The sequence below is a fragment of the Streptomyces sp. NPDC023481 genome, from assembly GCF_055560195.1.
In genome coordinates this window covers 295,044-320,268 of sequence record NZ_JBVHJE010000004.1, presented here as the reverse complement: position 1 = coordinate 320,268, position 25,225 = coordinate 295,044, and the positions used below count along the sequence as shown (strand labels likewise).

The 25,225-nt window shown below is 73.5% G+C and carries 21 protein-coding genes; 9 read left to right on the top strand and 12 right to left on the bottom strand.

The genetic code is table 11. The features are described from left to right. Window positions 1-151 precede the first annotated feature (151 nt). Entirely contained in the window at window positions 152-907 is a 756-nt protein-coding gene (locus ACZ3ZD_RS11565; protein ID WP_467395567.1) for an enoyl-CoA hydratase/isomerase family protein, read from the top strand. Here the strand turns inward: ACZ3ZD_RS11565 and ACZ3ZD_RS11560 are convergent. Continuing rightward, window positions 894-1,529, bottom strand: coding sequence for a DJ-1/PfpI family protein (locus ACZ3ZD_RS11560; protein WP_467395819.1), 636 nt, complete (start codon window positions 1,527-1,529; stop codon window positions 894-896). The genes ACZ3ZD_RS11565 and ACZ3ZD_RS11560 overlap by 14 nt on opposite strands. A 10-nt stretch (window positions 1,530-1,539) precedes the next feature. Next, window positions 1,540-2,499 (bottom strand): GlxA family transcriptional regulator, encoded by a 960-nt coding sequence (locus ACZ3ZD_RS11555; RefSeq protein WP_467395566.1) that lies wholly within the window; start codon window positions 2,497-2,499, stop codon window positions 1,540-1,542. Window positions 2,500-2,693: 194 nt separating this feature from the next. Here ACZ3ZD_RS11555 and ACZ3ZD_RS11550 point away from each other — a divergent pair, with 194 nt between their 5' ends. Beyond that, the gene (locus ACZ3ZD_RS11550; RefSeq protein WP_467395565.1) at window positions 2,694-5,063 is read left to right on the top strand and encodes a Tex family protein; all 2,370 of its coding nucleotides are present in this window, start codon (window positions 2,694-2,696) and stop codon (window positions 5,061-5,063) included. Window positions 5,064-5,288: 225 nt separating this feature from the next. Here ACZ3ZD_RS11550 and ACZ3ZD_RS11545 read toward each other — a convergent pair whose 3' ends face one another. Then, window positions 5,289-6,929: an ABC-F family ATP-binding cassette domain-containing protein gene (locus tag ACZ3ZD_RS11545; protein ID WP_467395564.1), complete on the bottom strand. Its 1,641-nt coding sequence runs from the start codon at window positions 6,927-6,929 to the stop codon at window positions 5,289-5,291. 180 nt (window positions 6,930-7,109) lie between these two features. On the opposite strand from ACZ3ZD_RS11545, the gene ACZ3ZD_RS11540 reads away from it, so the two are divergent. Continuing rightward, window positions 7,110-8,024: an NAD(P)/FAD-dependent oxidoreductase gene (locus ACZ3ZD_RS11540; protein ID WP_467395817.1), complete on the top strand. Its 915-nt coding sequence runs from the start codon at window positions 7,110-7,112 to the stop codon at window positions 8,022-8,024. Between the two features lie 177 nt (window positions 8,025-8,201). Here the strand turns inward: ACZ3ZD_RS11540 and ACZ3ZD_RS11535 are convergent, their stop codons facing one another. Then, the gene (locus ACZ3ZD_RS11535) at window positions 8,202-10,148 is read right to left on the bottom strand and encodes a Xaa-Pro dipeptidyl-peptidase (RefSeq protein WP_467395563.1); all 1,947 of its coding nucleotides are present in this window, start codon (window positions 10,146-10,148) and stop codon (window positions 8,202-8,204) included. Window positions 10,149-10,326: 178 nt separating this feature from the next. Between ACZ3ZD_RS11535 and ACZ3ZD_RS11530 the strand changes: the two genes are divergently transcribed. Beyond that, on the top strand, window positions 10,327-11,814 hold the full coding sequence (locus tag ACZ3ZD_RS11530; RefSeq protein ID WP_467395562.1) for a M1 family metallopeptidase: 1,488 nt from the start codon (window positions 10,327-10,329) through the stop codon (window positions 11,812-11,814). A 4-nt stretch (window positions 11,815-11,818) separates the two neighbouring features. Here the strand turns inward: ACZ3ZD_RS11530 and ACZ3ZD_RS11525 are convergent, their stop codons facing one another. After that, window positions 11,819-12,730 carry a PfkB family carbohydrate kinase gene (locus ACZ3ZD_RS11525; protein ID WP_467395561.1) on the bottom strand — a complete coding sequence of 304 codons (912 nt, stop codon included), beginning with the start codon at window positions 12,728-12,730 and terminating at the stop codon, window positions 11,819-11,821. A 126-nt stretch (window positions 12,731-12,856) separates the two neighbouring features. After that, the gene (locus tag ACZ3ZD_RS11520) at window positions 12,857-14,332 is read right to left on the bottom strand and encodes an amino acid permease (protein WP_467395560.1); all 1,476 of its coding nucleotides are present in this window, start codon (window positions 14,330-14,332) and stop codon (window positions 12,857-12,859) included. Between the two features lie 221 nt (window positions 14,333-14,553). Between ACZ3ZD_RS11520 and ACZ3ZD_RS11515 the strand changes: the two genes are divergently transcribed. Then, entirely contained in the window at window positions 14,554-15,288 is a 735-nt protein-coding gene (locus tag ACZ3ZD_RS11515; protein WP_467395559.1) for a MerR family transcriptional regulator, read from the top strand. Between the two features lie 6 nt (window positions 15,289-15,294). Here ACZ3ZD_RS11515 and ACZ3ZD_RS11510 read toward each other — a convergent pair whose 3' ends face one another. From ACZ3ZD_RS11510 to ACZ3ZD_RS11500, 3 genes are read right to left on the bottom strand one after another with little or no spacing between them, the layout of a single operon-like run. Continuing rightward, complete coding sequence (locus ACZ3ZD_RS11510; protein ID WP_467395558.1) at window positions 15,295-17,472, bottom strand: 3-hydroxyacyl-CoA dehydrogenase NAD-binding domain-containing protein; 2,178 nt, start codon at window positions 17,470-17,472, stop codon at window positions 15,295-15,297. A gap of 41 nt (window positions 17,473-17,513) precedes the next feature. Beyond that, window positions 17,514-18,728, bottom strand: a complete 1,215-nt coding sequence (locus ACZ3ZD_RS11505) for an acetyl-CoA C-acetyltransferase (protein ID WP_467395557.1) — start codon at window positions 18,726-18,728, stop codon at window positions 17,514-17,516. After that, window positions 18,725-19,957: a CaiB/BaiF CoA transferase family protein gene (locus ACZ3ZD_RS11500; protein ID WP_467395556.1), complete on the bottom strand. Its 1,233-nt coding sequence runs from the start codon at window positions 19,955-19,957 to the stop codon at window positions 18,725-18,727. Before ACZ3ZD_RS11500 ends, ACZ3ZD_RS11505 begins: the two co-directional genes overlap by 4 nt. 302 nt (window positions 19,958-20,259) lie before the next feature. On the opposite strand from ACZ3ZD_RS11500, the gene ACZ3ZD_RS11495 reads away from it, so the two are divergent. Next, a complete protein-coding gene (locus ACZ3ZD_RS11495) occupies window positions 20,260-21,438 on the top strand; it encodes a saccharopine dehydrogenase family protein (protein ID WP_467395555.1) in 1,179 nt (392 codons plus the stop codon). A gap of 84 nt (window positions 21,439-21,522) precedes the next feature. After that, the gene (locus ACZ3ZD_RS11490) at window positions 21,523-21,711 is read left to right on the top strand and encodes a hypothetical protein (protein WP_467395554.1); all 189 of its coding nucleotides are present in this window, start codon (window positions 21,523-21,525) and stop codon (window positions 21,709-21,711) included. Here the strand turns inward: ACZ3ZD_RS11490 and ACZ3ZD_RS11485 are convergent. Further along, the gene (locus ACZ3ZD_RS11485; RefSeq protein ID WP_467395553.1) at window positions 21,660-22,418 is read right to left on the bottom strand and encodes an endonuclease V; all 759 of its coding nucleotides are present in this window, start codon (window positions 22,416-22,418) and stop codon (window positions 21,660-21,662) included. The genes ACZ3ZD_RS11490 and ACZ3ZD_RS11485 overlap by 52 nt on opposite strands. 60 nt (window positions 22,419-22,478) lie before the next feature. Between ACZ3ZD_RS11485 and ACZ3ZD_RS11480 the strand changes: the two genes are divergently transcribed. Next, entirely contained in the window at window positions 22,479-22,775 is a 297-nt protein-coding gene (locus ACZ3ZD_RS11480) for a YciI family protein (protein WP_467395552.1), read from the top strand. A 42-nt stretch (window positions 22,776-22,817) separates the two neighbouring features. On the opposite strand, the gene ACZ3ZD_RS11475 is transcribed toward ACZ3ZD_RS11480, so the two are convergent. Continuing rightward, window positions 22,818-23,156, bottom strand: a complete 339-nt coding sequence (locus tag ACZ3ZD_RS11475; protein WP_467395551.1) for a plasmid stabilization protein — start codon at window positions 23,154-23,156, stop codon at window positions 22,818-22,820. Between the two features lie 55 nt (window positions 23,157-23,211). Beyond that, entirely contained in the window at window positions 23,212-24,345 is a 1,134-nt protein-coding gene (locus ACZ3ZD_RS11470; protein ID WP_467395550.1) for a WD40/YVTN/BNR-like repeat-containing protein, read from the bottom strand. A 218-nt stretch (window positions 24,346-24,563) separates the two neighbouring features. Here ACZ3ZD_RS11470 and ssgD point away from each other — a divergent pair, with 218 nt between their 5' ends. Continuing rightward, window positions 24,564-24,980, top strand: a complete 417-nt coding sequence (ssgD, locus tag ACZ3ZD_RS11465; protein ID WP_467395549.1) for a spore wall synthesis regulator SsgD — start codon at window positions 24,564-24,566, stop codon at window positions 24,978-24,980. The last annotated feature ends 245 nt before the right edge of the window (window positions 24,981-25,225 follow it).

The following is a 25,225-nucleotide window of genomic DNA, read 5'->3' as shown; positions in this document are numbered from 1 at the left end:
TCCGGCCCGGATGTCTGAACACAAGTCGGCGGGTATCGAACGGATTCTGACCGACTCCGTATGACCTGGTCGCGGTCGGGACTGTTCCTGTTCCCCCGGCGCCGGTTCGCGAACTAGTCGGGTTGTACGAGGCCGACGATACGATCCCCGCATGGAGCCCCAGCTGTCCCACCAGGTCACCGACTCCGTCGCCACCGTAGTGATCCGTCATCCCGCCAAGCGCAACGCCATGACGACCGCGATGTGGCGGGCCCTGCCCCCGCTGCTGGACGCGCTGGCCCGTGACGGCGGGGTACGGGCGCTGGTGCTGACCGGCGAGGGCGCCACCTTCTGCGCGGGCGCCGACATCTCCACGCTGCAGGGCTCGCCGGAGGAGGCACAGGGTCTCGCGGTCGCGGCGGAGGAGGCCCTGGCCGCGTTCCCGAAGCCGACCCTGGCCGCGGTGCGCGGGCACTGCGTGGGCGGGGGGACGCAGCTCGCGGCGGCCTGCGATCTGCGGCTGGCCGAGGAGGGAACGCTGTTCGGGGTGACACCGGCGAAGCTCGGCGTCGTCTACCCGTCCTCCTCGACCCGCCGGCTGGTGTCCCTGGTGGGTCCGGCCACGGCCAAGTACCTGCTGTTCACGGGCGAGTTGATCGACACGGGACGGGCGCTGGCCACCGGTCTGGTGGACGAGGTGCTGCCCGAGGGGGACCTGGACCAGCGGGTCGCGGACCTGACCCGGGTCCTGGTGTCCCGCTCGCAGCTCACCCAGGCCGCCGCCAAGGAGTTCGCCGACGGCCGCACCGACCGCGACGCCCACTGGACCGCGCAGGCCCGCGCAGGCGGCGACCTCGCGGAGGGGGTCGCCGCGTTCCTGGAACGCCGTCGGCCGCGCTTCACCTGGAGCGTCTCTACGCCAGGCTGAACCGCCGGCCCGCGCGCAGTTCCTCGACCAGGTACGCGGGCGCCTTGTGCGGGGAGCCGGCGTCGTAGGGCGGCTGGGGGTCGTACTCGGTCAGCAGCTGGACGGCCTGGGCGTGTTCGTCGCCCGCGATCCGGCCGACCAGGGTGAGCGCCATGTCGATGCCGGCGGACACCCCGGCGGCGGTGACGTACTTGCCGTCGGTCACGACCCGCTCCCCCGTCGGCTCGGCGCCGAACCCGCGCAGCAGGTCCAGGGCGGCGAAGTGGCTGGTCGCGCGGCGGCCGCGGAGCAGTCCCGCGGCGGCCAGCAGCAGCGAGCCGGAGCAGACCGACGTCGTCCAGGTGCTCGTCTCGTCGGCCGCGCGCAGCCAGTCCAGCAGGGCCGGGTTCTCCAGCTGGGCCATGGTGCCGGGCCCGCCGGAGACCACCACCAGGTCGGGATCGGGCAGCTCGGCCAGGGCCCGGTCGGCGGTGACGGCGAGGAACCCGGTGTCCGTCCGGACCGGGCCGGCCCGTTCGGCGACGAAGGCGAGGCGCACGTCCGGCAGCCGGCTGAGCATCTCGTAGGGTCCCACGACGTCCAGGGCGGTGAAGCGATCGTAGACGACCAGGGCGATCCGCATCATTTTCCTCTCAGTGGGCGGGGGCCGGCCTGAACCGGCGCCGGTATTCGGCCGGGGCCGTGCCGAGCGCCTTGACGAAGGCGCGGCGCATGGCCTCCGGGGTGCCGTAGCCGCTGGCGCGGGCGACCTCCTCGATGCCGGCGGGGGTGTCCTCCAGCAGACGGCGGGCGTGTTCCAGGCGGACCCGGTCGACGTAGCGGCCGGGGGTGGTGCCGGTCTCCTCCCGGAAGGCGCGGGCGAAGTGCCGCGGTGACAGCCGGGCCCTGGCGGCGAGCGAGTCGACCGTGAGGTCGCCGGCCGGGTGCTCGGTGATCCACCGCTGCACCTCGCGCAGCGGTGCCCGCTGGGCGGTCTGGGCGGCGAGCTGGGCGCTGAACTGCGCCTGGTTGCCTGGCCGGCGCAGGAAGACCACCAGGTGCCGGGCGACCGCGAGGGCGACGTCCCGGTCCAGGTCCTCCTCGACCAGGGCGAGGGCCAGGTCGATGCCGGCCGTCACCCCGGCCGAGGTGGCGACGTGCCCGTCCCGGACGTAGATCGGCTCCGGGTCGACGTCGACGGCCGGGTGGTCCTGGGCGAGTGTGCCGCAGTACGCCCAGTGGGTCGTCGCCCGGCGGCCGTCGAGGAGTCCGGCGGCGGCGAGCAGGACGGCGCCCGTGCAGACGGAGACCAGGCGCGGGGCGCGCGGCCCGTGGGTGCGCAGCCACTCGGTCAGCCGCGGGTCGGGGGCGCGGGTGCCCTCGCCGCCGGGGACCAGCAGGGTGTGCGGGCCGGCCGCCGCGGTGAGCGCCTCGTCCGGTACGAGGGTCAGGCCGGAGGAGCTGCGCACCGGGCCGCCGTCCAGGGAGGCCGTACGGATCCGGTAGGTGCCCGGTGTGTGCTTCTCGGCGCCGGCGAACACTTCCAGCGGACCGGTGACGTCGAGGCTCTGGACGCCGTCGAAGAGGACGAAGAGGAGGGTGCGCTGCGCCATGCCCCCGATTCTTCGCGGCCCCGGTCGTGGCCGCAATGACGTCCTTCCCACCTTTTCTGCCATGCGGTCCCGTCCGGCGGACCGGGGCCCGCGGAAGGCCCGGCGCCCCGCCGGATGTGCCCTGATCCCCGGGATGCCGGTGTCACCTGCCACAATTGCCGCGCAACCTTGAGTGGAGAAGGCGGTACGGGATCGTGACGACACCCGGGTCCCTCGGAGCAGGGTCCATCGAAGGCAGGATCGCCGAGGAACTCGGCGTACGGGAGCGGCAGGTGAGGGCCGCGGTGGAACTGCTCGACGGCGGTTCCACCGTGCCCTTCATCGCTCGCTACCGCAAGGAAGCGACCGAGATGCTCGACGACGCGCAGCTGCGCACCATCGAGGAGCGGCTGCGCTACCTGCGGGAGCTGGAGGAGCGGCGCACCGCGATCCTGGAGTCGGTGCGGGAGCAGGGCAAGCTCACCGAGGAGCTTGAGGCGCGGATCCGCGGCGCCGAGACCAAGGCGCGGCTGGAGGACATCTACCTCCCGTACAAGCCCAAGCGGCGCACCAAGGCGCAGATCGCGCGCGAGGCCGGCCTGGAGCCGCTCGCGGAGGGGCTGCTGACGGACCCCACGGTCGAACCGCTGGCGGCGGCCGCCGCGTTCGTGGACGCGGACAAGGGCGTCGCCGATCAGCAGGCCGCGCTGGAGGGCGCCCGGGCGATTCTCACCGAGCGGTTCTCGGAGGACGCCGACCTGATCGGCGAGCTGCGCGAGCGCATGTGGGTGCGCGGGCGTTTGGCCGCGAAGGTGCGGGAGGGCAAGGAGGAGGCGGGCGCCAAGTTCGCCGACTACTTCGACTTCGCCGAGCCGTTCACCGAGCTGCCCTCGCACCGGGTCCTGGCCATGCTGCGCGGGGAGAAGGAGGAGGTCCTGGACCTCGTCCTGGAGCCTGAGGAGGCCACGGAGGGCCCGTCGTCGTACGAGGGCGTCATCGCCCACCGGTTCGGGATCGCCGACCGGGGCCGCCCGGCCGACAAGTGGCTGACGGACACGGTCCGCTGGGCCTGGCGGACCCGCGTCCTGGTCCACCTCGGGATCGACATCCGCCTCAGGCTGCGGACGGCCGCCGAGGACGAGGCGGTGAACGTGTTCGCGGCGAACCTGCGGGACCTGCTGCTGGCCGCCCCGGCCGGCACCCGTGCGACGCTCGGCCTGGACCCCGGTTTCCGTACGGGGGTGAAGGTCGCCGTGGTCGACGCCACCGGCAAGGTCGTCGCCACGGACGTGATCTACCCGCACGTCCCGGCCAACAAGTGGGACGAGGCCCTCGCCAAGCTCGCCCGGCTGGCGAAGGAGCACGCGGTCGAGCTGGTCGCGATCGGCAACGGCACGGCGTCCCGCGAGACCGACAAGCTCGCCGGTGAACTCATCGCCCGGCACCCGGAGCTGAAGCTCACGAAGGTGATGGTGTCCGAGGCGGGCGCGTCGGTGTACTCCGCCTCGCCGTACGCCTCTCAGGAACTGCCGGACATGGACGTGTCGCTGCGCGGCGCCGTCTCCATCGCCCGCCGGCTCCAGGACCCGCTGGCCGAGCTGGTGAAGATCGACCCGAAGTCGATCGGTGTCGGCCAGTACCAGCACGACCTGTCCGAGGTGAAGCTGTCCCGCTCGCTGGACGCGGTGGTCGAGGACTGTGTGAACGGCGTCGGCGTGGACGTCAACACCGCGTCCGTGCCGCTGCTCGCCCGGGTCTCGGGCATCTCGGCCGGGCTCGCCGAGAACATCGTCGCGCACCGGGACCAGAACGGGCCGTTCTCGTCCCGCTCCGAGCTGAAGAAGGTGGCGCGGCTCGGCCCGAAGGCGTACGAGCAGTGCGCGGGCTTCCTGCGGATCCGCGGCGGCGACCCGCTGGACGCGTCCAGCGTGCACCCCGAGGCCTACCCGGTGGTCCGCCGCATGGTGAAGACCACGGGCCAGGAGGTGGCGTCCCTCATCGGCAACACGGGCGTGCTGCGCTCGCTGCGGCCGGCCGACTTCGTGGACGACACCTTCGGTCTGCCGACCGTCACCGACATCCTCAGGGAGCTGGAGAAGCCGGGCCGCGACCCACGGCCGGCGTTCCGGACGGCCACCTTCAAGGAGGGCGTCGAGAAGATCTCCGACCTGTCCGCCGGGATGGTGTTGGAGGGCGTGGTCACCAACGTGGCCGCCTTCGGTGCGTTCGTGGACGTCGGTGTCCACCAGGACGGTCTGGTGCACGTCTCGGCGATGTCGAAGTCGTTCGTCAAGGACCCGCGGGACGTGGTGAAGCCCGGGGACATCGTCAGGGTGAAGGTGCTGGACGTCGACATCCCGCGCAAGCGCATCGCGCTGACGCTGCGGCTGGACGACGAGGCGGCCCCGCAGGAGCAGCGCGGTGGCGGGGCGCGCCCGCCGCAGCAGCGGCAGGGCGGCGGCCGGCGGCAGCCCCGGGGCGGTGCCGACCGCGGCGGCCGGCAGGCCGCGGCGCCGGCGCCCTCCAACAGCGCGATGGCGGACGCGCTGCGCCGCGCGGGCCTGCTGGACCCGAAGAAACGCTGACGGGCGACGCCGGGGCGGGGCGGGCCGCCCGGCCCCGGCACGCCCCGGCGGACCACTGGTGAGGCCGAGCCGGGCGCGGACCGGCAGGAGCCGGGGGGGCGTCACCGGGCGGGACCGGTGGCCGGGCACCCCCGCCCACTCGACGCGGAGCGTCGGCGACCGACGACGACGCCGCGGATGTGCGTGCCGGGGCCCGCGACGCCGGCAAAGTCCGAAAAAGAGGGCCTAGCGTTCCGTCACCTTGCCGTCGGCGACCTCCAGGCGGCGGGTCACCCGGACCGCGTCCAGCATGCGGCGGTCGTGGGTGACCAGCAGCAGCGTGCCCGTGTAGGCGTCGAGGGCGCCCTCCAGCTGCTCGATGGCCGGCAGGTCCAGGTGGTTCGTCGGCTCGTCCAGGACGAGGAGGTTGACGCCCCGCCCCTGGAGCAGGGCGAGCGCGGCGCGGGTGCGTTCCCCCGGGGACAGGGTCGCGGCCGGGCGCAGCACATGGGCGGCCTTCAGGCCGAACTTGGCCAGCAGTGTGCGGACCTCCGCCGGTTCGGTGTCGGGGACGGCGGCGCAGAAGGCGTCGAGCAGGGTCTCCGGGCCGTGGAACAGCCCCCGGGCCTGGTCGACCTCGCCGACCAGGACCCCCGAGCCGAGGGCCGCGTGACCGGAGTCGAGCGGGACGCGGCCCAGCAGCGCGCCGAGCAGGGTGGACTTGCCGGAGCCGTTGGCGCCCGTCACCGCGATCCGGTCCGCCCAGTCGATCTGCAGCGAGACCGGCCCGAAGGTGAAGTCGCCGCGCCGCACCTCGGCGTCCCGCAGCGTCGCCACGACCGCGCCCGAGCGCGCGGCGGACGCGATCTCCATGCGCAGCTCCCACTCCTTGCGCGGTTCCTCGACCACCTCGAGGCGCTCGATCATGCGCTGGGTCTGCCGGGCCTTGGCGGCCTGCTTCTCGCTGGCCTCGCTGCGGAACTTGCGGCCGATCTTGTCGTTGTCGTTGCCCGCCTTGCGACGGGCGTTCTTCACGCCCTTGTCCATCCAGGCCCGCTGGGTCTGCGCACGGTCCTGGAGGGCGGCCTTCTTGTCGGCGTACTCCTCGTAGTCCTCGCGGGCGTGCCGGCGGGCCACCTCGCGCTCCTCCAGGTAGGCCGCGTAGCCACCGCCGTAGAGGTTGATCCGCTGCTGGGCGAGGTCGAGTTCGAGCACCTTGGTGACGGTGCGGGTGAGGAACTCGCGGTCGTGGCTGACGACGACCGTGCCGGCGCGCAGGCCGGTGACGAACCGTTCCAGACGCTCCAGTCCGTCCAGGTCGAGGTCGTTGGTGGGCTCGTCCAGGAGGAAGACGTCGTAGCGGGACAGCAGCAGGGAGGCGAGGCCGGCGCGGGCCGCCTGGCCGCCGGAGAGGGCGGTCATCGGCCGGTCCAGGTCCACGGCCAGGCCGAGGGAGTCGGCGACCTCCTCCGCGCGCTCCTCCAGGTCGGCGCCGCCCAGGTCGAGCCAGCGCTCCAGGGCGGCCGCGTAGGCGTCGTCGGCGCCGGGCGCGCCGTCGACCAGTGCCTGGGTGGCCTCGTCCATCGTCCGCTGGGCCTCGGCGACCCCGGTGCGGCGGGCCAGGAACTCCCCGACGGTCTCCCCCGGCCGGCGCTCCGGCTCCTGCGGCAGGTGGCCGACGGTGGCGGTGGGCGGGGACAGGCGCAGTTCGCCCTGCTCGGGCCGGACGAGCCCGGCGAGCATCCGCAGCAGGGTCGACTTTCCCGCGCCGTTGGCACCGACCAGCCCGATCACGTCGCCGGGCGCGACGACCAGGTCGAGCCCGGAGAACAGCGAGCGGTCACCGTGCCCGGCGGCGAGGTTCTTGGCAACGAGGGTGGCAGTCATCAGGACGTCGATCCTAACGGCGGCGGGTGTGCGCCCCCGCCACGTTTTCCGCTTCCGGCGCCGGTCGCCCCCGCCACGTATTCCGCGTCCCGCGCCGGTCGCCGCCGGTACGGCCCCGGCCTGCCGGCGTCGGACGCGCGGGCCTATCGTCCTGCCGTGGACAGTGAGCCGAGAGACGAAGTGATCGTGGTCGGCGGCGGGATCGCCGGTCTGACGACGGCCGTGCTGCTGGCCGAGTCCGGGCGGCGGGTGCGGGTGTGGACGCGGGAGCCGGCCGAGCGGACCACGTCGGCGGTCGCGGGGGGCCTGTGGTGGCCGTACCGCATCGAACCCGAGCCGCTGGCCGGAGTGTGGGCGCTGACGTCCCTCGGGGTGTACGAGGAGCTGGCGGAGCATCCCGCCGAGACGGGGGTGCGTCTGCTCGACGGCGTGCACCACGGGAGCCGGCTGGAGGAGCTGGGCGCGTGGGCGGGGCGGGTGCCGGGGCTGCGGGCGGTGGCCGAGGGGCTCGCGGCGCGGCTGCCGGTGATCGACATGCCGGTGCACCTGGCGTGGCTGCGCGAGCGGCTGGCGGCGGCGGGCGGTGCGGTGGAGGTCCGTGAGGTGACCGACCTGGCCGCCGTGCCCGCCTCCGTGGTGGTCAACTGCACCGGTCTCGGGGCGCGTTCACTGGTGCCGGACCCGGCGGTGCGTCCGGTGCGCGGGCAGCTGGTCGTGGTGGAGAACCCGGGCGTCACCGACTGGTTCACCTCCGTCGACCACTCCTCGGCCGCCTCCACCTACTTCATTCCGCAGCCGGGACGGCTGCTCCTGGGCGGTACGGCCGAGGAGGACGACTGGACCCCGGAGCCGGACCCGGCCACCGCCGCGGCGATCGTCGCCCGGTGCGCGGCCGTCCGCCCGGAGATCGCCGGGGCGCGCGTGCTCGCGCACCGGGTGGGCCTGCGGCCGGCCCGGGAGGCGGTACGGCTGGAGCGCCTCCCGCTCCCGGACGGCCGCGTGCTGGTGCACAACTACGGCCACGGCGGCGCCGGCATCACGGTGGCCTGGGGCTGCGCACGCGAGGCGGCCGAACTGGCGTCACCGACCGCCTGACACGTCAGCCGGACGCGACGACCGGCCGGCCCGACCGGTCGGCCGGACGCGACGACCAGCCACCCCGGGGGGCGCGCGGAACGGCGCGGCCGGCCCGCGCCTACCCGCGGCCGGACACCATGCCCGGCCACCGCCGAACCGGCGCCGCCCCCCGGATCACCGCCGCGCACCGGTCCGTCAGCCCGCCGGAACGTGCCGGACGGCGCGCGGTGCCCGAACGCCCTCCAGCGCCGTCGGCGCGGGCGCCCCGCCGCCGCCGGAGGTGGCCCGGGCGAAGGCCGCCGGACCGCCCACCAGCGGGAGGGCGGCCGTCGTACGGGACAGGTCCACGGTGAGCGTCGGCCTGGTGGACGGCGGGTCGATGAGGTCCTTGTCCGTGCCGGCGACGATCAGGGCCAGGCGGTGCCCCGCGGGGACGACGTGGTCGGTGGCCGCGAGGGTGAGGGTGAGGGTGTACGCCCGGCCCGGGGTGAGCGGGACGCCCTTCGCCGGCCAGGCGTAGTGGCCGAGGTCGGCCCAGCCGCGGCTGACCACGGTGTAGTCGACGGCGGCCGTCTTCGCCCTGGTCTCCTTGAAGCAGGCGCTGTCCCCGGCCGTGCTCGCGCCCCAGCAGGTGCGGTCGGTGAGGGTGGTGATGCCCTCGCCCGGGTCGGCGTAGTCGCGGATGGTGTCCGGGCCGACGTCGACCAGGACGGCGGAGAGGTGGGCCGAGGCCGTGGTCGGGGTCGCCCTGACCGTCACTGTGGAGGAACCGGACAGGCGCACCCCGCGGGTGAGCGGCGCGGTGAGGAAGCCGGCCTTCTCCGGGGTGGAGGTGGTCAGGTGCGCGGCCCAGTCGGTTTCGCCGCGCGCCGGGTCGTCGGTGAAGGTCTCGGTGCCCTTGGCCGGGCGCAGGCCGAGGGTGCCGACGCCGGCCAGGTTGCCGGTGGCCGGGTGCAGGACGGTGGCGCGGGTGCCGTGCGGGGGCCACGCGGCGGAGGTCACCCACTGGTCGGGGTGGCGTTCGATGTCGGCCATGGGTTCGCGGTCGATGCCGTTGTCGTAGCCGAGGAGTTCGTGGTCGAACCAACGGTGCAGGGTGTCGACCCAGGCGCCGCGCCGGTAGTCGAACGGGTCGACGTGCCCGGTCTGGGAGAGCCAGATCTTGCGCTGCACACCGTGCTTCGCGAGGGCGTCCCACCACTGGCCGAAGTGCTTGGTGCGGACGTTGAGGTCCTGCATGCCGTGCACCAGGAACACGCTGGCGCGCACCTTGGCCGCGTCCTTGACGTAGTCCCGCTCGGTCCACAGCCGGGTCCAGTCGCCGCTGCGCGGGCTGCCGTCGGCGAGCTTCTTCTGTACGGCCGCGCAGTGCGCCTGTGCGCCGGGGCTCTCGACGTAGCCGGCCAGGTCGTCGGGGCCGCCGTCGTAGAGGGGGGCGCCCTGGGCGAAGTAGTAGTCGTACCAGGAGGAGATGCCGCTGATCGGGACGATCGTCTTCAGGCCCTTGACGCCGGTGGCGGCGACGCCGTTGGCGATGGTGGCGTCCCAGCTCTTGCCGATCATGCCGGTGTGGCCGTTGGTCCAGCCGGCCCGCACGGGGGTGCCGCCGGTGCGGCTGGTGTAGGCCCTGGCGCGGCCGTTCAGCCAGTCGATCACCGCCTTGGCGGACTGGATGTCGGAGCGGCCGCCGACGTCGACGCAGCCGTCGGAGCGGTTGGAGCCGGCGAGGTCGACGCCGACGAAGGCGTAGCCGCGGGGCACGAAGTAGTTGTCGTGGAACAGCGGCATCCGGACGACGTGGCCCTGTGCGTCGTACGTCTTGAGCTGGCTCTCGTTGCCGCGCCCGCAGCAGGAGTAGTACGGGCTGGCGTCCATGATGACCGGCACCTTGCGGCCCTGCCGGGCCGGTTCGGCGGGCCGGACGATGTCGGCGGCGACGCGGTCGGTCCGCCCGTCGCCGTCCTCGTCGAGGCCGGTGTCCACCCACACGGACTCGCGGACGGCGTCGGCGTAGGAGTAGACGGGGCGGCTCTCGCGGGGCGCGGCCTGGGCGGTGGCCGGGGCGAGGAAGGCGGCCGTCAGGGTGGTGACGGCGGCGGTGACGAGCGTTCTCCAGAGCGTGGAGCGCGTGCGTTTCGGCATGCGCGGACGGTACTCCGGTCAACTCCCGCACAGAAGAGGGCTCTCTGATGGTGCGTGACGGCTGAATGGCGATCGTGTGACAGCAGGGGTCATGGACAGGTCAGGGGCCACAGGGACTGAATAGGCTCCGAACAGACTTCTCCGAACGGACCGACAGTCCTGACGACTTGGAGCTGACGTGCACCGCAGAATCATCGCCCCGGGCGCACTGGCGGCGGCCTCCCTGCTGCTGGCGATCCCGGCATCGGCCGCGAGCCAGTCCCCCGGCGCGCCGGGCATCGGCGACCCCTACTACCCGACCTACGGCAACGGCGGCTACGACGTAGCCCACTACGACCTGAGGCTGCAGTACCAGCCGAAGACGGACGAGTTGCAGGGCACGGCGACGATCCTGGCGAGGACCACCCAGGATCTGTCCAGCTTCGACCTGGACTTCCTGCTGGACGTGAGCGAGGTGCGGGTCAACGGCACCAAGGCGGCCTTCACGACGTCCGACCAGCACGAACTGGTCGTCACCCCGAAGACGCCGCTGGCCAGGGGAACGCAGGTCACGGTCGTGGTCCGCTACAGCGGGGTGCCGTCGACGAAGAGCGCCTACGGCTTCTCCACCTGGCACCGCACGCCGGACGGCGCGGTCGCCGCCGACGAGCCCGAGGCGGCCTGGTGGTGGTTCCCGAGCAACGACCACCCGAGCGACAAGGCCACCTACGACGTGTCGGTGGCGGTGCCGGACGGCACCCAGGCCATCTCCAACGGCACGCTCCAGTCGACCTCTTCGAAGCTGGGCTGGACCCGCTACACCTGGCGGGAGAACAAGCCGCAGGCGACCTATCTGGCCACGCTCGCGGTCGGGAAGTTCGACATCACCACCGGCACCTCCGACGGCGGGGTGCCCGTCGTCAACGCCTACAGCAAGGACCTCGGCGACAACGACGGCGCCGCGCGGGCCAGCGTGGAGCGCACCGGGGAGCTCGTGGACTGGCTGAGCGGCTACTTCGGGCCGTATCCGTTCGACTCGGCGGGCGGCTACGTGCCGAACACCACCACCGGGTACGCGCTGGAGACGCAGACCCGTGTCTACTACAGCCCGCGGCAGTTCGCGAACGGCTCCAACACCTCGGTGGTCGTGCACGAGCTGGCCCACCAGTGGTACGGCGACTCCGTGTCGCTCAAGGGCTGGAAGGACATCTGGATCAACGAGGGCTTCGCCCGGTACGCGCAGTGGCTGTGGTCCGAGCACGAGGGCGAGGGCACCCCGCAGGAACTCGCCGACTACGTGTACGCCTCGCACCCGGCCGACGACCCGTTCTGGACGGTGAAGCCCGGCGACCCGGGCCCGGACGAGCAGTTCGGTGCCGCCGTCTACGACCGGGGCGCCCTGGCCATCCAGGCGCTGCGCAACAGGATCGGTGACGACGCGTTCTTCGCCATCCTGAAGGGCTGGCCGAAGGAGCACGCCTACGGCAACGCGTCGGTGGCCGACTTCCAGCGGTACGCCGAGCAGGTGTCCGGCAAGCCGCTGGCCGCGCTGTTCGACACCTGGCTGTTCCAGCCGTCGAAGCCGGCCACGTCGGCGGTCCGCTCCCTGGTGAAGACGGGCACGGCGGTGCAGCGGCCGAAGTCCTGGCAGAAGATCGAGGCGACGAACGACGTGCACGGGCACTGACGCCTCACCGGTCCGTCCCGGCCGCCCGTCGCAGGAGGTCCGCCCGGCCTATCGCGTCCGCGCGGGAGGCCGGGACGGTACAGGCGTGGGCGCCCGCCACCGCGCCGTACCGGGCGCACCGCTCGGGCGGCTCGCCGCTCAGCCGGCCGTAGAGGAACGCGGCGGCGAAGGCGTCGCCCGCGCCGTTGGAGTCGACCACCGGCGCGGGCGGGGCCGCCGCCGGCACCCGGGTCAGCTCGCCGTCGGCCAGCAGGTACGCGCCGTCCGCCCCGGCGGTGGCGACGACCGTCCGGGCCCGGCCCCGCTCGGCGATGCGCCGCATGGTCCGCTCGGGGTCGGCGAGGGCGGCGGCCGACAGGAAGACGACGTCGGCCGCGCGGGCGAACGGCTCGTGGTACGGGTTCTCGCCGTCCCAGTCGTGCAGGTCCGTGGAGAGCGGTACGCCCGCCTCCCGGAGGACCGGCAGGGCGTGGGCGCAGGGCTGGGTGATCGTCACGTGGACGTGCCGGCTCGAGGCGGTCAGCGCGCGCAGGGTGGCCTCGGGGAACCGGTCGTCGGGGTGGGCGCGGCTGGTGTCGTACAGCGACAGGCGGCGGCCGTCCGGGCCGACGAGGTTGACCGCCCGCCTGGTGCCGGCGGGCTGGGGCAGCGCGGTGAGGGCGATGCCGTGCTCGCGGTGGAGGGCGCGGACGAGGGCGCCCTCCGGGTCGTCGCCGAGCAGGTCGAGGTGGTGGGTGCGCAGCCCGAGCCGGGCCAGGCCCAGGGCGACGAAGTCACCGGTCTGCCCGGCACGGGTGCGGATCCCCGAGTCGATCATGTAGCTGTCGGCGTACGGCAGGGGCAGCTCGGGGACGTGGACGATCGTGTCCACACCGGCCCCGCCCAGTACCAGCACATCGCTCGCGTCCGTTCGCACGGCCCGTCCCCCGCTCCCCCGCCGGGACGCCCTCGGCACGACGGCACGGTGGCGCCACCCCGGATCCGCATGATCTGTCGTGGTGACGCCACCGTAGACGATGCCACCGACAGTGGCCCCGAGCGGCTAGCGAGGCAGCCCGGTCGGCTCCTGGCCGGCGTTCTGCGCCACCCGGCGGCGGACGCCGAACCAGCCGGCCACCAGCATGACCGCGATCACCGGGATGAGCAGCAGGGTCTTGCGGCCGACCTCGGCGTCGTTCCACATCATGCCGAGGCAGACCAGCAGGAACACGATGGTGGCGATCTCGGTGACCGGGGTGAACTTCAGCTGGAAGTGCGGCCGGGTCACCAGGCCCGCGCGGGCCCGGCGGACGAAGACCACGTGGCAGACCATGATGATCACCCAGGTGCTGATGATGCCGAGCGAGGCGACGTTCAGCACGATCTCGAAGGCCTGGCTGGGCACCAGGTAGTTCAGGCCGACGCCGAGCACGCAGACCGCGCAGGTCAGCAGGATGCCGCCGTAGGGCACCTGGCTGCGGTTCATGCGGGCGGTGAACTTCGGCGCCGAGCCGGCCGTGGCCATGGAGCGCAGGATGCGCCCGGTGGAGTAGAGGCCCGAGTTGAGCGAGGACATGGCGGCGGTCAGCACGACCAGGTTCATCACGTCACCGGCCGCCGGCACGCCGATCTTGGACAGCACGGTCACGAACGGGCTCTCGTCGGCGGAGTACACCGAGCCGGGCAGCAGCAGGGCGAGCAGCACGACCGAGCCGACGTAGAACACGCCGACCCGCCACATGATCGAGTTCACCGCGCGCGGGACGACCTTCTCCGGCTCGGCGGTCTCGCCGGCCGCCACACCGACCAGCTCCAGGGCGGCGTAGGCGAAGATCACGCCCTGCATGACCAGGACCACGGGCATCATGCCGTGCGGGAAGACACCGCCGTTGCCGCTGATGACGCCCAGGCCCGGCGTGCTGCCGCCGACGTCGTGCCGGGTCGCCAGCAGGAAGATGCCGATCAGCATGAAGCCGACGAGGGTGGCGACCTTGATGATCGCGAACCAGAACTCCATCTCGCCGAAGATCTTCACCGAGATCAGGTTCACGGTGAGGACCACCGCGAGGGCGATCAGCGCCAGCACCCACTGGGGTATGGAGGTGAACATGCTCCAGTAGTGCGTGTACAGCGCGATCGCGGTGATGTCGGCGATACCGGTGGTCGACCAGTTCAGGAAGTACATCCAGCCGGCGACATAGGCGCCCTTCTCGCCGAGGAACTCGCGCGCGTACGACACGAAGGACCCGGAGGACGGGCGGTACAGGACCAGCTCGCCCAGGGCGCGGACGACGAAGAAGGCGAAGACGCCGCAGACCAGGTAGGCCAGGGCCAGCGCCGGACCGGCGTTGTGCAGCCGGCCGCCGGCTCCCAGGAAGAGGCCGGTGCCGATGGCCCCGCCGATGGCGATCATGTTGACGTGGCGGGCCTTGAGGTCCTTGCTGTAACCGGCGTCGCCCGCGTCCGCGGGCTCCTGGGCCACCTGAGCCACCTGGGGGTGGAGGGTGGCCTGTGCCGATTCCACGGCTTCCTTGCTCACGGGTGGTTCCACTTCCTGGTACGCCCGGACCTCATGGGCCCGGGGTTCGTGCAGGTCTCGGCCCGCACCACCCTTGTGTCGGGGCACAGACCAAGCCAGCAGCTTCCCAGACGTTTCGGCCGGCATGCGGTGGTCCACGTCACAGAGCGGTTCTTCTCACACGGTCACCACGGGCCCTCCCCGGCTGTCACACCATTGGTGGGACAGCGATACTGCTGCGCATGACGACCGACACCGGGGAGCCCACCCTGACGATCGACGAGCTGGCCGCGCGGGCGGGCGTCACGGTCCGCACGGTCCGCTTCTACGGCACCAGGGGGCTGCTGCCGCCGCCGGTGATCGGTCCGCGCCGGGTGGGCCACTACGGCCGCGAACACCTGGCCCGGCTCGCGCTGATCGAGGAGATGCAGCAGCAGGGCATGACCCTGGCGGCGATCGAGCGGCACCTGCGGCAGCTGCCGGCGGACCTCGGCCCGCACGACCTGGCGATCCACCGGGCGGTGGTCGCCTCCTGGGCACCGGACACCGTGGAGAGCGTGTCCCGCCCGGAGCTGGAGCGGCGGGCGGGACGCCGGCTGACCGGGGAGGACGTGGACCGGCTGGCCGCGATGAACGTGGTGACCCGGGACGGGGAGGCCTACCGGGTGGACTGCGGTCTGCTGCGGCTCGCGGTGCAGCTGCTGGACGTACCGCTGGCCCAGGAGACGATCCTGGCCGCCCGGACCGTCCTGACCGACCACGCGCGCGCGGCGGCACACGAGCTGTCGGACCTGCTGCGCGAGGCCGTGGCCGAACGCGACACGCGGGATGTGAAGTCGCTGTCGGCCCATGTGCACCCGCTCGTGGTGCAGGCGCTGCTCACCACCTTCCAGCGGTCGCTGAAGGACGAGCTGCGCCAGTGGCTGGACGGGTCGGCGGCCCCAGAGGCGGAGTCCCGGGGCACGCCGTCCGCGTGAGGCCGGTCAGCGCCCGTCGGTGAAGGTCTCCCCCTTCTCGGCCTTCGACACGAGCAGGGCGGGCGGGGTGAACCGCTCGCCGTAGCGCTCGGCCAGCTCGCGGGCGCGGGCGACGAAGCCGGGCAGGCCGCCCTCGTATCCGTTGATGTACTGCAGCACGCCGCCGGTCCAGCCGGGGAAGCCGATGCCGAGGATGGAGCCGATGTTGGCGTCGGCGACGGAGGTGAGGACGCCCTCCTCCAGGAGGCGTACGGTGTCGAGCGCCTCGGCGAAGAGCATGCGCTCCTGCATGTCCCGGAACGGGATCTCGTGCCCGGGCCGGGTGAAGTGCTCGCGCAGGCCCGGCCAGAGCCCGGAGCGCCTGCCGTCCTCGGTGTAGTCGTAGAAGCCGGCGCCGCCGCTGCGGCCGGTGCGGCCGAACTCGTCCACCATGCGGTCGATGACGGCCTCCGCGGGGTGCGCGGTCCAGGTGCCGCCCGCCTCCTGCACCGCCTGCCTCGTCTCGTTGCGGATCTTGCGCGGGAGGGTGAGGGTCAGCTCGTCCATGAGGGAGAGCACCTTCGCCGGGTAGCCGGCCTGGGCGGCGGCCTGCTCCACGGAGGCGGGCTCGACGCCCTCGCCGACCATGGCGACGCCCTCGTTGATGAAGTGGCCGATCACCCGGGAGGTGAAGAAGCCGCGCGAGTCGTTGACGACGATCGGGGTCTTGTTGATCTGCCGGACCAGGTCGAAGGCCCGCGCGAGGGCCTCGTCGCCGGTGCGTTCCCCCTTGATGATCTCGACCAGGGGCATCTTGTCGACCGGTGAGAAGAAGTGCAGTCCGATGAAGTCGGCCTGGCGCTGCACGCCCTCGGCGAGGGTGGTGATGGGCAGCGTGGAGGTGTTGGAGCACAGCAGCGCGTCGGGGGCGACGACCTGCTCGATCTCCTGGAACACCTTGTGCTTGAGGGCGGTGTCCTCGAACACGGCCTCGATCACCGCGTCGCAGCCGGCGAGGTCGGCCGCCTCGGCGGTGGGGATGATCCGGGCGAGCAGCGCGTCCGCCTTCTCCTGGCTGGTACGGCCCTTGGCGACGGCCTTGGCGCACAGCTTCTCGGAGTACGCCTTGCCCTTGAGGGCCGCCTCCAGGGAGACGTCCTTGAGGACGACGTCGATGCCGGCGCGGGCACACGCGTAGGCGATGCCGGCGCCCATCATGCCGGCGCCGAGGACGGCCGCCCTGCGGACCTGGCGGGGCTCGACGCCCTGGGGGCGGTTGGCGCCCGAGTTGACCGCCTGGAGGTCGAAGAAGAAGGCCTGGATCATGTTCTTCGAGGTCTGCCCGGCGGCCAGTTCCACGAAGTAGCGGGCCTCGATGACCTGGGCGGTCTCGAAGTCGACCTGGGAGCCCTCGACGGCGGCGGCGAGGATGTTGCGCGGCGCCGGGTAGGGGGCGCCGGCCGTCTGCTTGCGCAGGTTCGCCGGGAAGGCGGGCAGGTTGGCGGCGAACTTCGGGTGGGCGGGGGTGCCGCCGGGGATCCGGTAGCCCGGCGTGTCCCAGGGCTGCTGGGACTCGGGGTGGGCGTCGATGAACGCGCGGGCCTTGTCGAGCAGTTCCCCGGGGGTGGCGGCGACCTCGTGGACGAGGCCGTTCTCCTGGGCGCGCCGCGCGTTGTACTGCTGTCCCTGGAGGAGCACCTTCATCAGGGCGTCCGTGATGCCGAGCAGCCGTACGGTGCGGACGACTCCGCCGCCGCCGGGCAGCAGGCCGAGGGTGACCTCGGGGCAGCCGATCCTGGTTCCGGGGGTGTCGAGGGCCACCCGGTGGTGACAGGCGAGGGCCAGTTCGAAGCCGCCGCCGAGGGCCGCGCCGTTGATCGCGGCGACGACCGGCTTGCCGAGGGTCTCGATGCGGCGCAGGTTCCGCTTGATGGCGAGGCCGCCGTCGAACAGGTCCTGCGCGGTCTGCGGCGTGACCCGGATGAGGTCGCGCAGGTCGCCGCCCGCGAAGAAGGTCTTCTTGGCGGACGTGAGGATGATGCCACGGATGGTGTCCCGCTCCGCCTCCAGCCGGTCGGTGATCACGGCGAGGGAGTCGCGGAACGCCTGGTTCATGGTGTTCGCGGACTGGTTCGGGTCGTCCAGGACGAGGGTGACGACACCGGTGTCGTCCTGCTCCCAGCGGATGGTGGTGCTCTCGGTCATGACAGTCGTCTCCGTTGAAGTCGCTCGGTTCCGCGGGGAGTTCAGATGCGTTCGATGATGGTGGCGATGCCCATGCCGCCGCCGACGCACAGGGTGGCCAGTCCGCGGCGTTTGTCCTGGCGTTCCAGTTCGTCCACGAGCGAGCCGAGGATCATGGCGCCGGTGGCACCGAGCGGGTGGCCGAGGGCGATGGCGCCGCCGTTGACGTTGACCTTGTCCAGGGTGAGGCCCATGTCCTTCACGAAGCGCAGGACGACCGCGGCGAACGCCTCGTTGATCTCGACCAGGTCGATGTCGTCGATGGTGAGGCCGGCCTTGGCCAGTGCCTTGCGGGTGGCGGGGGCGGGTCCGGTGAGCATGATGGTGGGCTCGGAGCCGGAGACGGCCGCGGAGACGATCCGCGCGCGCGGGGTGAGGCCGTAGCGCTCGCCGACCTCGCGGGAGCCGATGGCGACGAGGGAGGCGCCGTCCACGATCCCGGAGGAGTTGCCCGCGTGGTGGACGTGGTCGATCTTCTCCACCCAGTGGTACTTCTGCAGCGCGACCGCGTCGAAGCCGCCCAGGTCGCCGATGTCCGCGAACGACGGCTTGAGCTTGCCGAGGGAGTCGGCGGTGGTGCCGGGGCGCAGGTGCTCGTCGTGGTCGAGGACGACCAGGCCGGTGCGGTCCTTCACGGGGACCACGGAGCGGTCGAAGCGGCCCTCCTTCCAGGCGGTGGCGGCGCGCTCCTGGGACAGCGCCGCGTACTCGTCGACGTCGCGGCGGGAGAAGCCCTCGATGGTGGCGATCAGGTCGGCACCGATGCCCTGCGGCACGAAGTTGACGGCGAGGTTGGTCATCGGGTCGTTGAACCAGGCACCGCCGTCCGAGGCCATCGGGACCCGGGACATGGACTCGACACCGCCCGCGAGGACCAGGTCCTCCCAGCCCGCGCGGACCTTGGCGGCGGCCAGGTTGACGGCCTCCAGACCGGAGGCACAGAAGCGGTTCTCCTGCACGCCCGCGACCGTGTCCGGCAGTCCGGCGGCGATGGCGGCGATCCGGGCGATGTCGGAGCCCTGGTCGCCCACGGGGCCGACGACGCCGAGCACGATGTCGTCGATCGCGGCCGGGTCCAGGCCGGGGAAGCGGTCGCGGATCTCGTGGATGAGGCCGACGACCAGGTCGATGGGCTTCGTGCCGTGCAGGGCGCCGTTCGCCTTGCCGCGGCCGCGCGGGGTGCGGATCGCGTCGTACACGTACGCTTCGGTGCTCACTGGGGTGCCTTTCGGGAGGGTGGGCCGAGCGGGGTGCGGGGTCGGCCGCGGTCGGTGACGAGGTCGTCGGGTGCGTCCTGCTCGCCGGCGGGGCGGGCCGGTGTCCCCCAGTCCCGGGCGACCGCCTCCGTGTCCGCGCCGGGCCGGGCGGGGCCGGTGCGGACGGCGGTGGGGGTCGCGGAGAAGCGGGGGGCGGGGGCGGGCTGGGTGATGCCGTCGTGGTCGGTGAAGGTGCCGCGGGCGGCCAGGTGCGGGTGGCCGGGGGCCTCGCGGAGGCTCAGAACGGGTGCCACGCAGGCGTCGGAGTCCTCGAAGACGGCGGTCCACTCCGCCCGGGTGCGGGAGCGGAAGGCGGCGGCGACGCGTGCGCGCAGCTCGCCCCAGCGGGCCGGGTCCCTGCGGGCGGGCAGCAGGTCGTCCACGTCGTCCAGGCCGAGCAGGCGCAGGAACTCCTCGTAGAACCTGGCCTCCAGGGCGCCGACCGCCATGTACCGCCCGTCGGCGGTCTCGTAGGTGCCGTAGTACGGGCAGCCGCCGTCCAGGAGGTTGGCGGCGCGCCGGTCCTGCCAGCCGCCGGCGGCGAGCATGCCGTGGATCATCGCGGACAGGTGGGCGGTGCCGTCCACGATGGCCGCGTCGACCACCTGGCCGGTGCCGGTGGCGCGCGCGTGGTGCAGGGCGGCGAGGACGCCGACGACCAGGTAGAGGGAGCCGCCCGCGTAGTCCCCGAGGAGGTTGGCGGGCACGGCCGGGGGCTCGTCGGGGCGGCCGATCATGCCGAGGGTGCCGGTGAGCGCGATGTAGGCGATGTCGTGGCCGGCGCGGTGGGCGAGGGGGCCGTCCTGGCCCCAGCCGGTCATCCGGCCGTAGACCAGGCGGGGGTTGCGGGCGTGGCAGTCCGCGGGGCCGATGCCGAGCCGCTCGGCGACGCCCGGGCGGTAGCCCTCGACGAGGATGTCGGCGCGCTCGGCGAGGTCCAGGACGCGCGCCGGGCCGTCCGGCGCCTTCAGGTCGACCACGATCGAGCGCTTGTTGCGGTTGGTGACGTCGTGGGCCGGATCGATCGCGAGGCCCGGGCCGCCCGGGCGGTCCACCCGGACCACGTCGGCGCCCAGGTCGGCCAGCAGCATGGCGGCGAACGGGCCCGGCCCGATGCCGGCGAGCTCGACCACGCGCACGCCGGTCAGCGGGCCGTGGCCCGGCGTCGGCGGCGTCTGTGCCGTTGTCATGCTCCAGCCCCCACGTGCGTGTGACACAACCGATGTAACACCGGTGATGCTAGGAACGCGTTCCACCGGGCACAAGACCTGAACGAGCAAGCGCTTAGCCAAGTGCCCCGCACGCCATCCCTCACCCGGACGAGTGACCGGACCGCCGCGGGGCGTGCGCCGGCCTCCCGCTGCTCCAAGGCGTTTCCGGCTACGGCCACCGCTGCCTCCGGGCTGGTCGTCGGGCTCCGCGCTCCTCACGCTAGCCTCGGCCACCGACAGCGGCGCGGGCTGTGCGGCGTCCGCACGAACCTAGGGGTGTCATGAGCAGGATGAGCAGGACGGACCGTCCGTACGACCTCGTGCTCTTCGGAGCCACGGGCTTCGTCGGCGCGCTCACCGCCCACTATCTCGCCGAGCACGCGCCGGGGGACCTGCGCTGGGCGGTCGCCGGCCGCGACGAACGGCGGCTGGAACGGCTGCGCGCCGGCCTGCCGGGCGGCGCGGACGTCGGCGTCCTGCGGGCCGACGCGGCCGAACCGGCCACCCTGCGGGCTCTCGCCGAGCACGCGCGCGTGGTCGCCACGACCGTGGGGCCCTACCTGCTGTACGGCGAGGACCTCGTCGCCGCCTGCGCCGACACCGGCACCGACTACCTGGACCTGACCGGCGAGCCGGAGTTCGTGGACCTGACGTACGTCCGGCACGACGCACGCGCGCGGGAGACGGGCGCCCGCCTGGTGCACGCGTGCGGTTTCGACTCCGTACCGCACGACCTGGGCGTGTACTTCACCGTCCGGCAGCTCCCCGAGGGCGTGCCGCTGACCGTCGACGGCTATGTGACCGCCGCCGGGGCCTTCTCCGGCGGCACCCTCGCCTCGGCCCTGCACCAGCTGGCCCGCGGGCGGCGGATGCGGGCCGCCGCGCGCGAGCGGGCCCGGCACGAGCCGCGGCTGCCCGGGCGCCGGGTGTCGGCGCCGGCCGGCACGCCGAGGTTCGCCGCGGAGGTCGGCGCGTGGGCCTTGCCGCTGCCCACCATCGACCCGGGGATCGTGCGCCGTTCGGCGCGGGCGCTGGAGCGGTACGGCCCGGACTTCCGCTACCGGCACTACGCGGCCGTGCGGCGGCTGCCGGTCGCCCTCGGCGGGGTCGCCGCCGTCGGCGCGGTGGCGGCCGCGGCCCAGCTGCCGCCTGTGCGGCGCCGGCTGTCGGCCCGGCTCGCACCGGGCGAGGGGCCGAGCGCGCGGAAGCGGGCGGAGAGCTGGTTCTCGGTGCGGTTCGTCGGCGAGGGTGCCGGCCGGCGCGTGTACACCGAGGTCGCGGGCGGCGACCCGGGCTACGACGAGACGGCGAAGATGTTCGCCGAAGCGGCCCTGTGCCTGGCCTTCGACGACCTTCCGGAGACGGCCGGCCAGGTCACCACGGCACAGGCGATGGGCGACGCCCTGACCGAGCGGCTGCGCGCGGCGGGCATCACCTTCCGGGTGGCGGCCCGGCGCTAGCTCGTGGCCGCCCCGGGGCACGGGCGGGTGGTCGTCCGGCAGGATGGGGGCTCATCCCGGACGACCCAAGGAGGCGGAGCGGACGTGAAGTTCGTACTGGAGGTGACCGTGGACGACGGCGCGGTGGCGCGGGACCGGGTGGGCGAGCTGGAGCGCATCCTGCGGTACTGGGGTGGCAACCTGCGCCATTACGCCCTGGAACCCGGCGACGGTTCGGCCGTCTACGACTCGGCGTACCAGGAGGTCGGCGCCTGGCGCGTCGTGGATTCCTGAGCCCCGCCGCCGGCCGGGCCCCGCGCCGCCTCGCGCAGGGCCCGCCGGCACAGGGCGTCCGCGCGCCGGGTGGTCTCCGGCAGCCGGAACCGCGGGGTCAGCGCGAGCGTGTGCGCCACGGCGTTGGCGAGGCTCACCCGGTGGCCGACCGACACGAAGACCGGCTTGACGCCGTCCCGGGTGCGCAGGGCCCGCCCGACCTCCTCGGTTCCGGCGAGCAGCGGCGCGGAGCGGCCCCGCTCCGGCCCGGGGTCGTCGTACGTGAACGTGAACGGGTTCTTGGCGACGCCGAGGGTGGGCAGGCCGGTGATCACGCCCAGGTGGCTGGCCAGGCCGAAGCGGCGCGGGTGGGCCAGGCCGTAGCCGTCGCACACGACGAGCCCGGGCGGGCACGGCAGCCGTTCCAGGGCGGCGCGGACGGTGGGGATCTCGCGGAAGGCGAGGAGCCCGGGCACGTACGGGAAGGACACCCGGCCCACGGCGGTCGCCTCCGCGACGACGTCCAGGGTGGCGGCGTCCAGCACGACGGCGGCCGCCGCGACCAGGTCCAGGGCGTCGTCGTAGGCGACGTCGACCCCCGTGACGCGGCCCGTGCCGGGCGGCGGTCCGGGCTCGTCCAGCACCACCCGCCCGCGCAGCCCGTCCTGCACGGCGCGGGCCTCCTCCTCCGTCGCGGGCCAGCCCGCGGGTACGCCGACGATCGTCATGCCGGGTGACTCTACGGGCCCGGCGCGGGCCACCCGGCCGGCGGGGGTAGGGTCGCGATCATGTTCGTACTGGAACTGACCTACACCGCACCGCTCGACGCCGTGGACGCCGTACTGCCGGACCACGTGGCCTGGCTGGAGGAGCAGTACGAGAAGGGCTTCTTCCTGGCCTCGGGGCGCAAGAACCCCCGCGACGGCGGGGTGATCCTCGCCGTCGCGGGGGACCGCGCCCGCATCGAGGAGCTCGTCGCGGGCGACCCGTTCACCGTGGCCGGCGTGTGCTCCTACCGGATCACGGAGTTCATCGCCACGAAGACGGCCCCCGAACTGGCCCGTCACCGGCAGACACTCGGCTGACGCCCCCGGTCGACGGCCGCGGCGCGTCCGGCCCGGCGGCCGTCAGCCCTTCTTGGACCTCAGGGCGCGCTGCAGCTCGTCCTTGTTCATGTGCGAACGGCCTTCGATGCCGCGCTGCTTCGCCTCGTTGTACAACTGGTCGCGCGTGGGGCCCTGCGGGCCCGTCCGGTTGCCCGACCGCTGACCGCCGCGCTTGGACGACGACATGTCCTGGGTCGAGCTGCGGCTGGCGGTCTTGGACTCGCCGGAGCGGGCGCGCTCCTTGTTGACCGTGCGCGCGGCGATCTCCTCGGCGCGCCCGGTGCTCTCCCCCCGCTCCTGCGCGCTCTTCTTGATGTGCTCGTACTGACGCTCGCGCTTGGGGCTGGAACCGGCTGGCATGATCGCTCCCTTCCTTTGCGGCAGGGAACGGGTACCCGGGTTCCGCGTCCTCACGTCACCGTTCGAGCCGTGCCACCCTTCCGTGTTCGCCGGCCGCCCAGCAGCTCGGGTCGGGCGTGCAGGCCACCGTGTCGTAGGAACCGGTGTCGATGGTGCGCCAGCTGCGGCCGCCGTCGGTGGTCAGGTCGGTGCCGGTGGGGCCGACGGCCAGCGCGGCGGTGCGGCTGTGGGGGAGCCAGGCGGCCCCGGAGCGGTAGGCGGGCGGCGGGGCGGCGGCGGGCCGCCAGGTGCGGCCCCCGTCGGCGCTGACCGCGGCTGCCTGCGGGGACGGCTGGCCGGGGCGGTAGTCGCCGCCGACCGCGATGCCGTGGACGCTGTCGCGGAAGGCGAGCGCGAAGACGCCCTTCGCCGGATCGCCCGCGGGGATCGGCGTGTCGGCGGCCGTCCAGGTCAGCCCCCGGTCGGCGGAGTGCAGCACGCGCGCGTGGGCGCCGCCGCCGGTGGCCAGCCAGACGTCCCGGGGGCCGGAGGCGACCAGGCACTGGCCGCTCGCGGCGAAGCCCGCCTCGCCGTCCAGCGCGGGCGGCATGCCGCCGGACGGCAGCACGCGCCAGGAGCGGCCGCCGTCGGCGGTGGACAGCAGGCGGAACCGGCCGTCCACGGGGTCGCTCAGGGCGAGGCCGTGCCGGCGGTCGAAGAAGGCGAGGCAGTCGTAGAAGGCCTTCGGGTCGGTGTTGCGGAAGGACTCCGTCCAGGTCGTACCGCCGTCGTCGGTGCGGTAGACCCGGGACGCCTCGCCCTCGCCGATGGCCAGCACCACCGCGCGCCGCGCGTCGAACGCCGTCACGTCGCGGAACTCCGCGTCGGCCGCACCCGGCGGAGAGACGTTCCGCCAGCTGGTGCCGCCGTCCGTGGTGCGCAGTACCGTACCGCCGGTGCCGGCCAGCCAGGCGGTGTGCCGGTCGACGGCCGCGAGCCCCCGGAAGCGGACCTGTGGCGTGCCGGGGTCCTTGGCCGCCCAGCGCCCGGGCGCCCGGCCGGAGTCCACCGGGCCGGTGCCGCCCTGCCCCAGCGGGCGGGCCCCTGCCGCCGGGGCCGTCAGGGCGGCCAGCGCCGCCGCGCACGCCACTCCCGCCGCCACCAGCCGGCCCGCCCGTCCCCCGCGTCGCGTGCTCCCCAAGCGCCTCATGGCGGGCGAAGCTAGCCCACCGCCCCGGCGCCGTCCAGAGGGCCTTCCGTACCGCGCGCGACGGGGACGCGTGGGAACAGCTGTGCGTTCCCGTGCATGAAGGCGGTGACCGAGGTCACTTGTTCCCCGTGTGCACGCACCGGCCGATTCCGTCGTCTCTTCCAGTGCCGGGTGCCGCACACCCGCGCGCCGTCCAGCCGTCACGAGGGAGCAACGCGTTGTCCACCGTCATCGAGCAGCCCGTAGAGGCCCGTCTCGTCGCCGCCGCACCGCGCATGCCGAGCATTCCCGCGACGCTGCGCTACGACCGGAGCGACCCGTTCGCCGTCCGTATGACCTTCCCGGCCCCGGCCACCCTGGAGGGGGTCGACGTGTGCTGGACCTTCTCCCGCGAACTGCTCGCGGCCGGGCTGCAGGGCCCCGAGGGCCACGGCGACGTCCGGGTGCGGCCGTACGGGTACGACCGCACGGTGCTGGAGTTCCACGCCCCGGAGGGCACCGCCGTCGTGCATGTGCGCTCGGGCGAGATACGGCAATTCCTCGAGGCGGCCGACGACCTGGTCCCGGTCGGCCGGGAGCACCTCCAGCTGGACCTGGACCACGACCTGGCCGAGCTGATGCGGGACGCCTGCTGAACACGGCTTCGTGAGCGTCACGCGCGTGTGGGCGGCGTTTTCGTTAATGCGTTGACAGCCTTCCGGCGCGCTTCTACGGTGTATGACGGTTCTGTTGCCGTCGATTGGAGAAGGACGTTGCTCGTCTGAGGTCCTGAGGCACCGCGTCGCACCGGTGAGGTGTGCGCGGCGTACGACCTCGGCGTCCGAGCCGTCCCCCCGGCACAGGCCTTCTTCCGTGGCCCTCCGTGCCGGCCTCCGGTTTC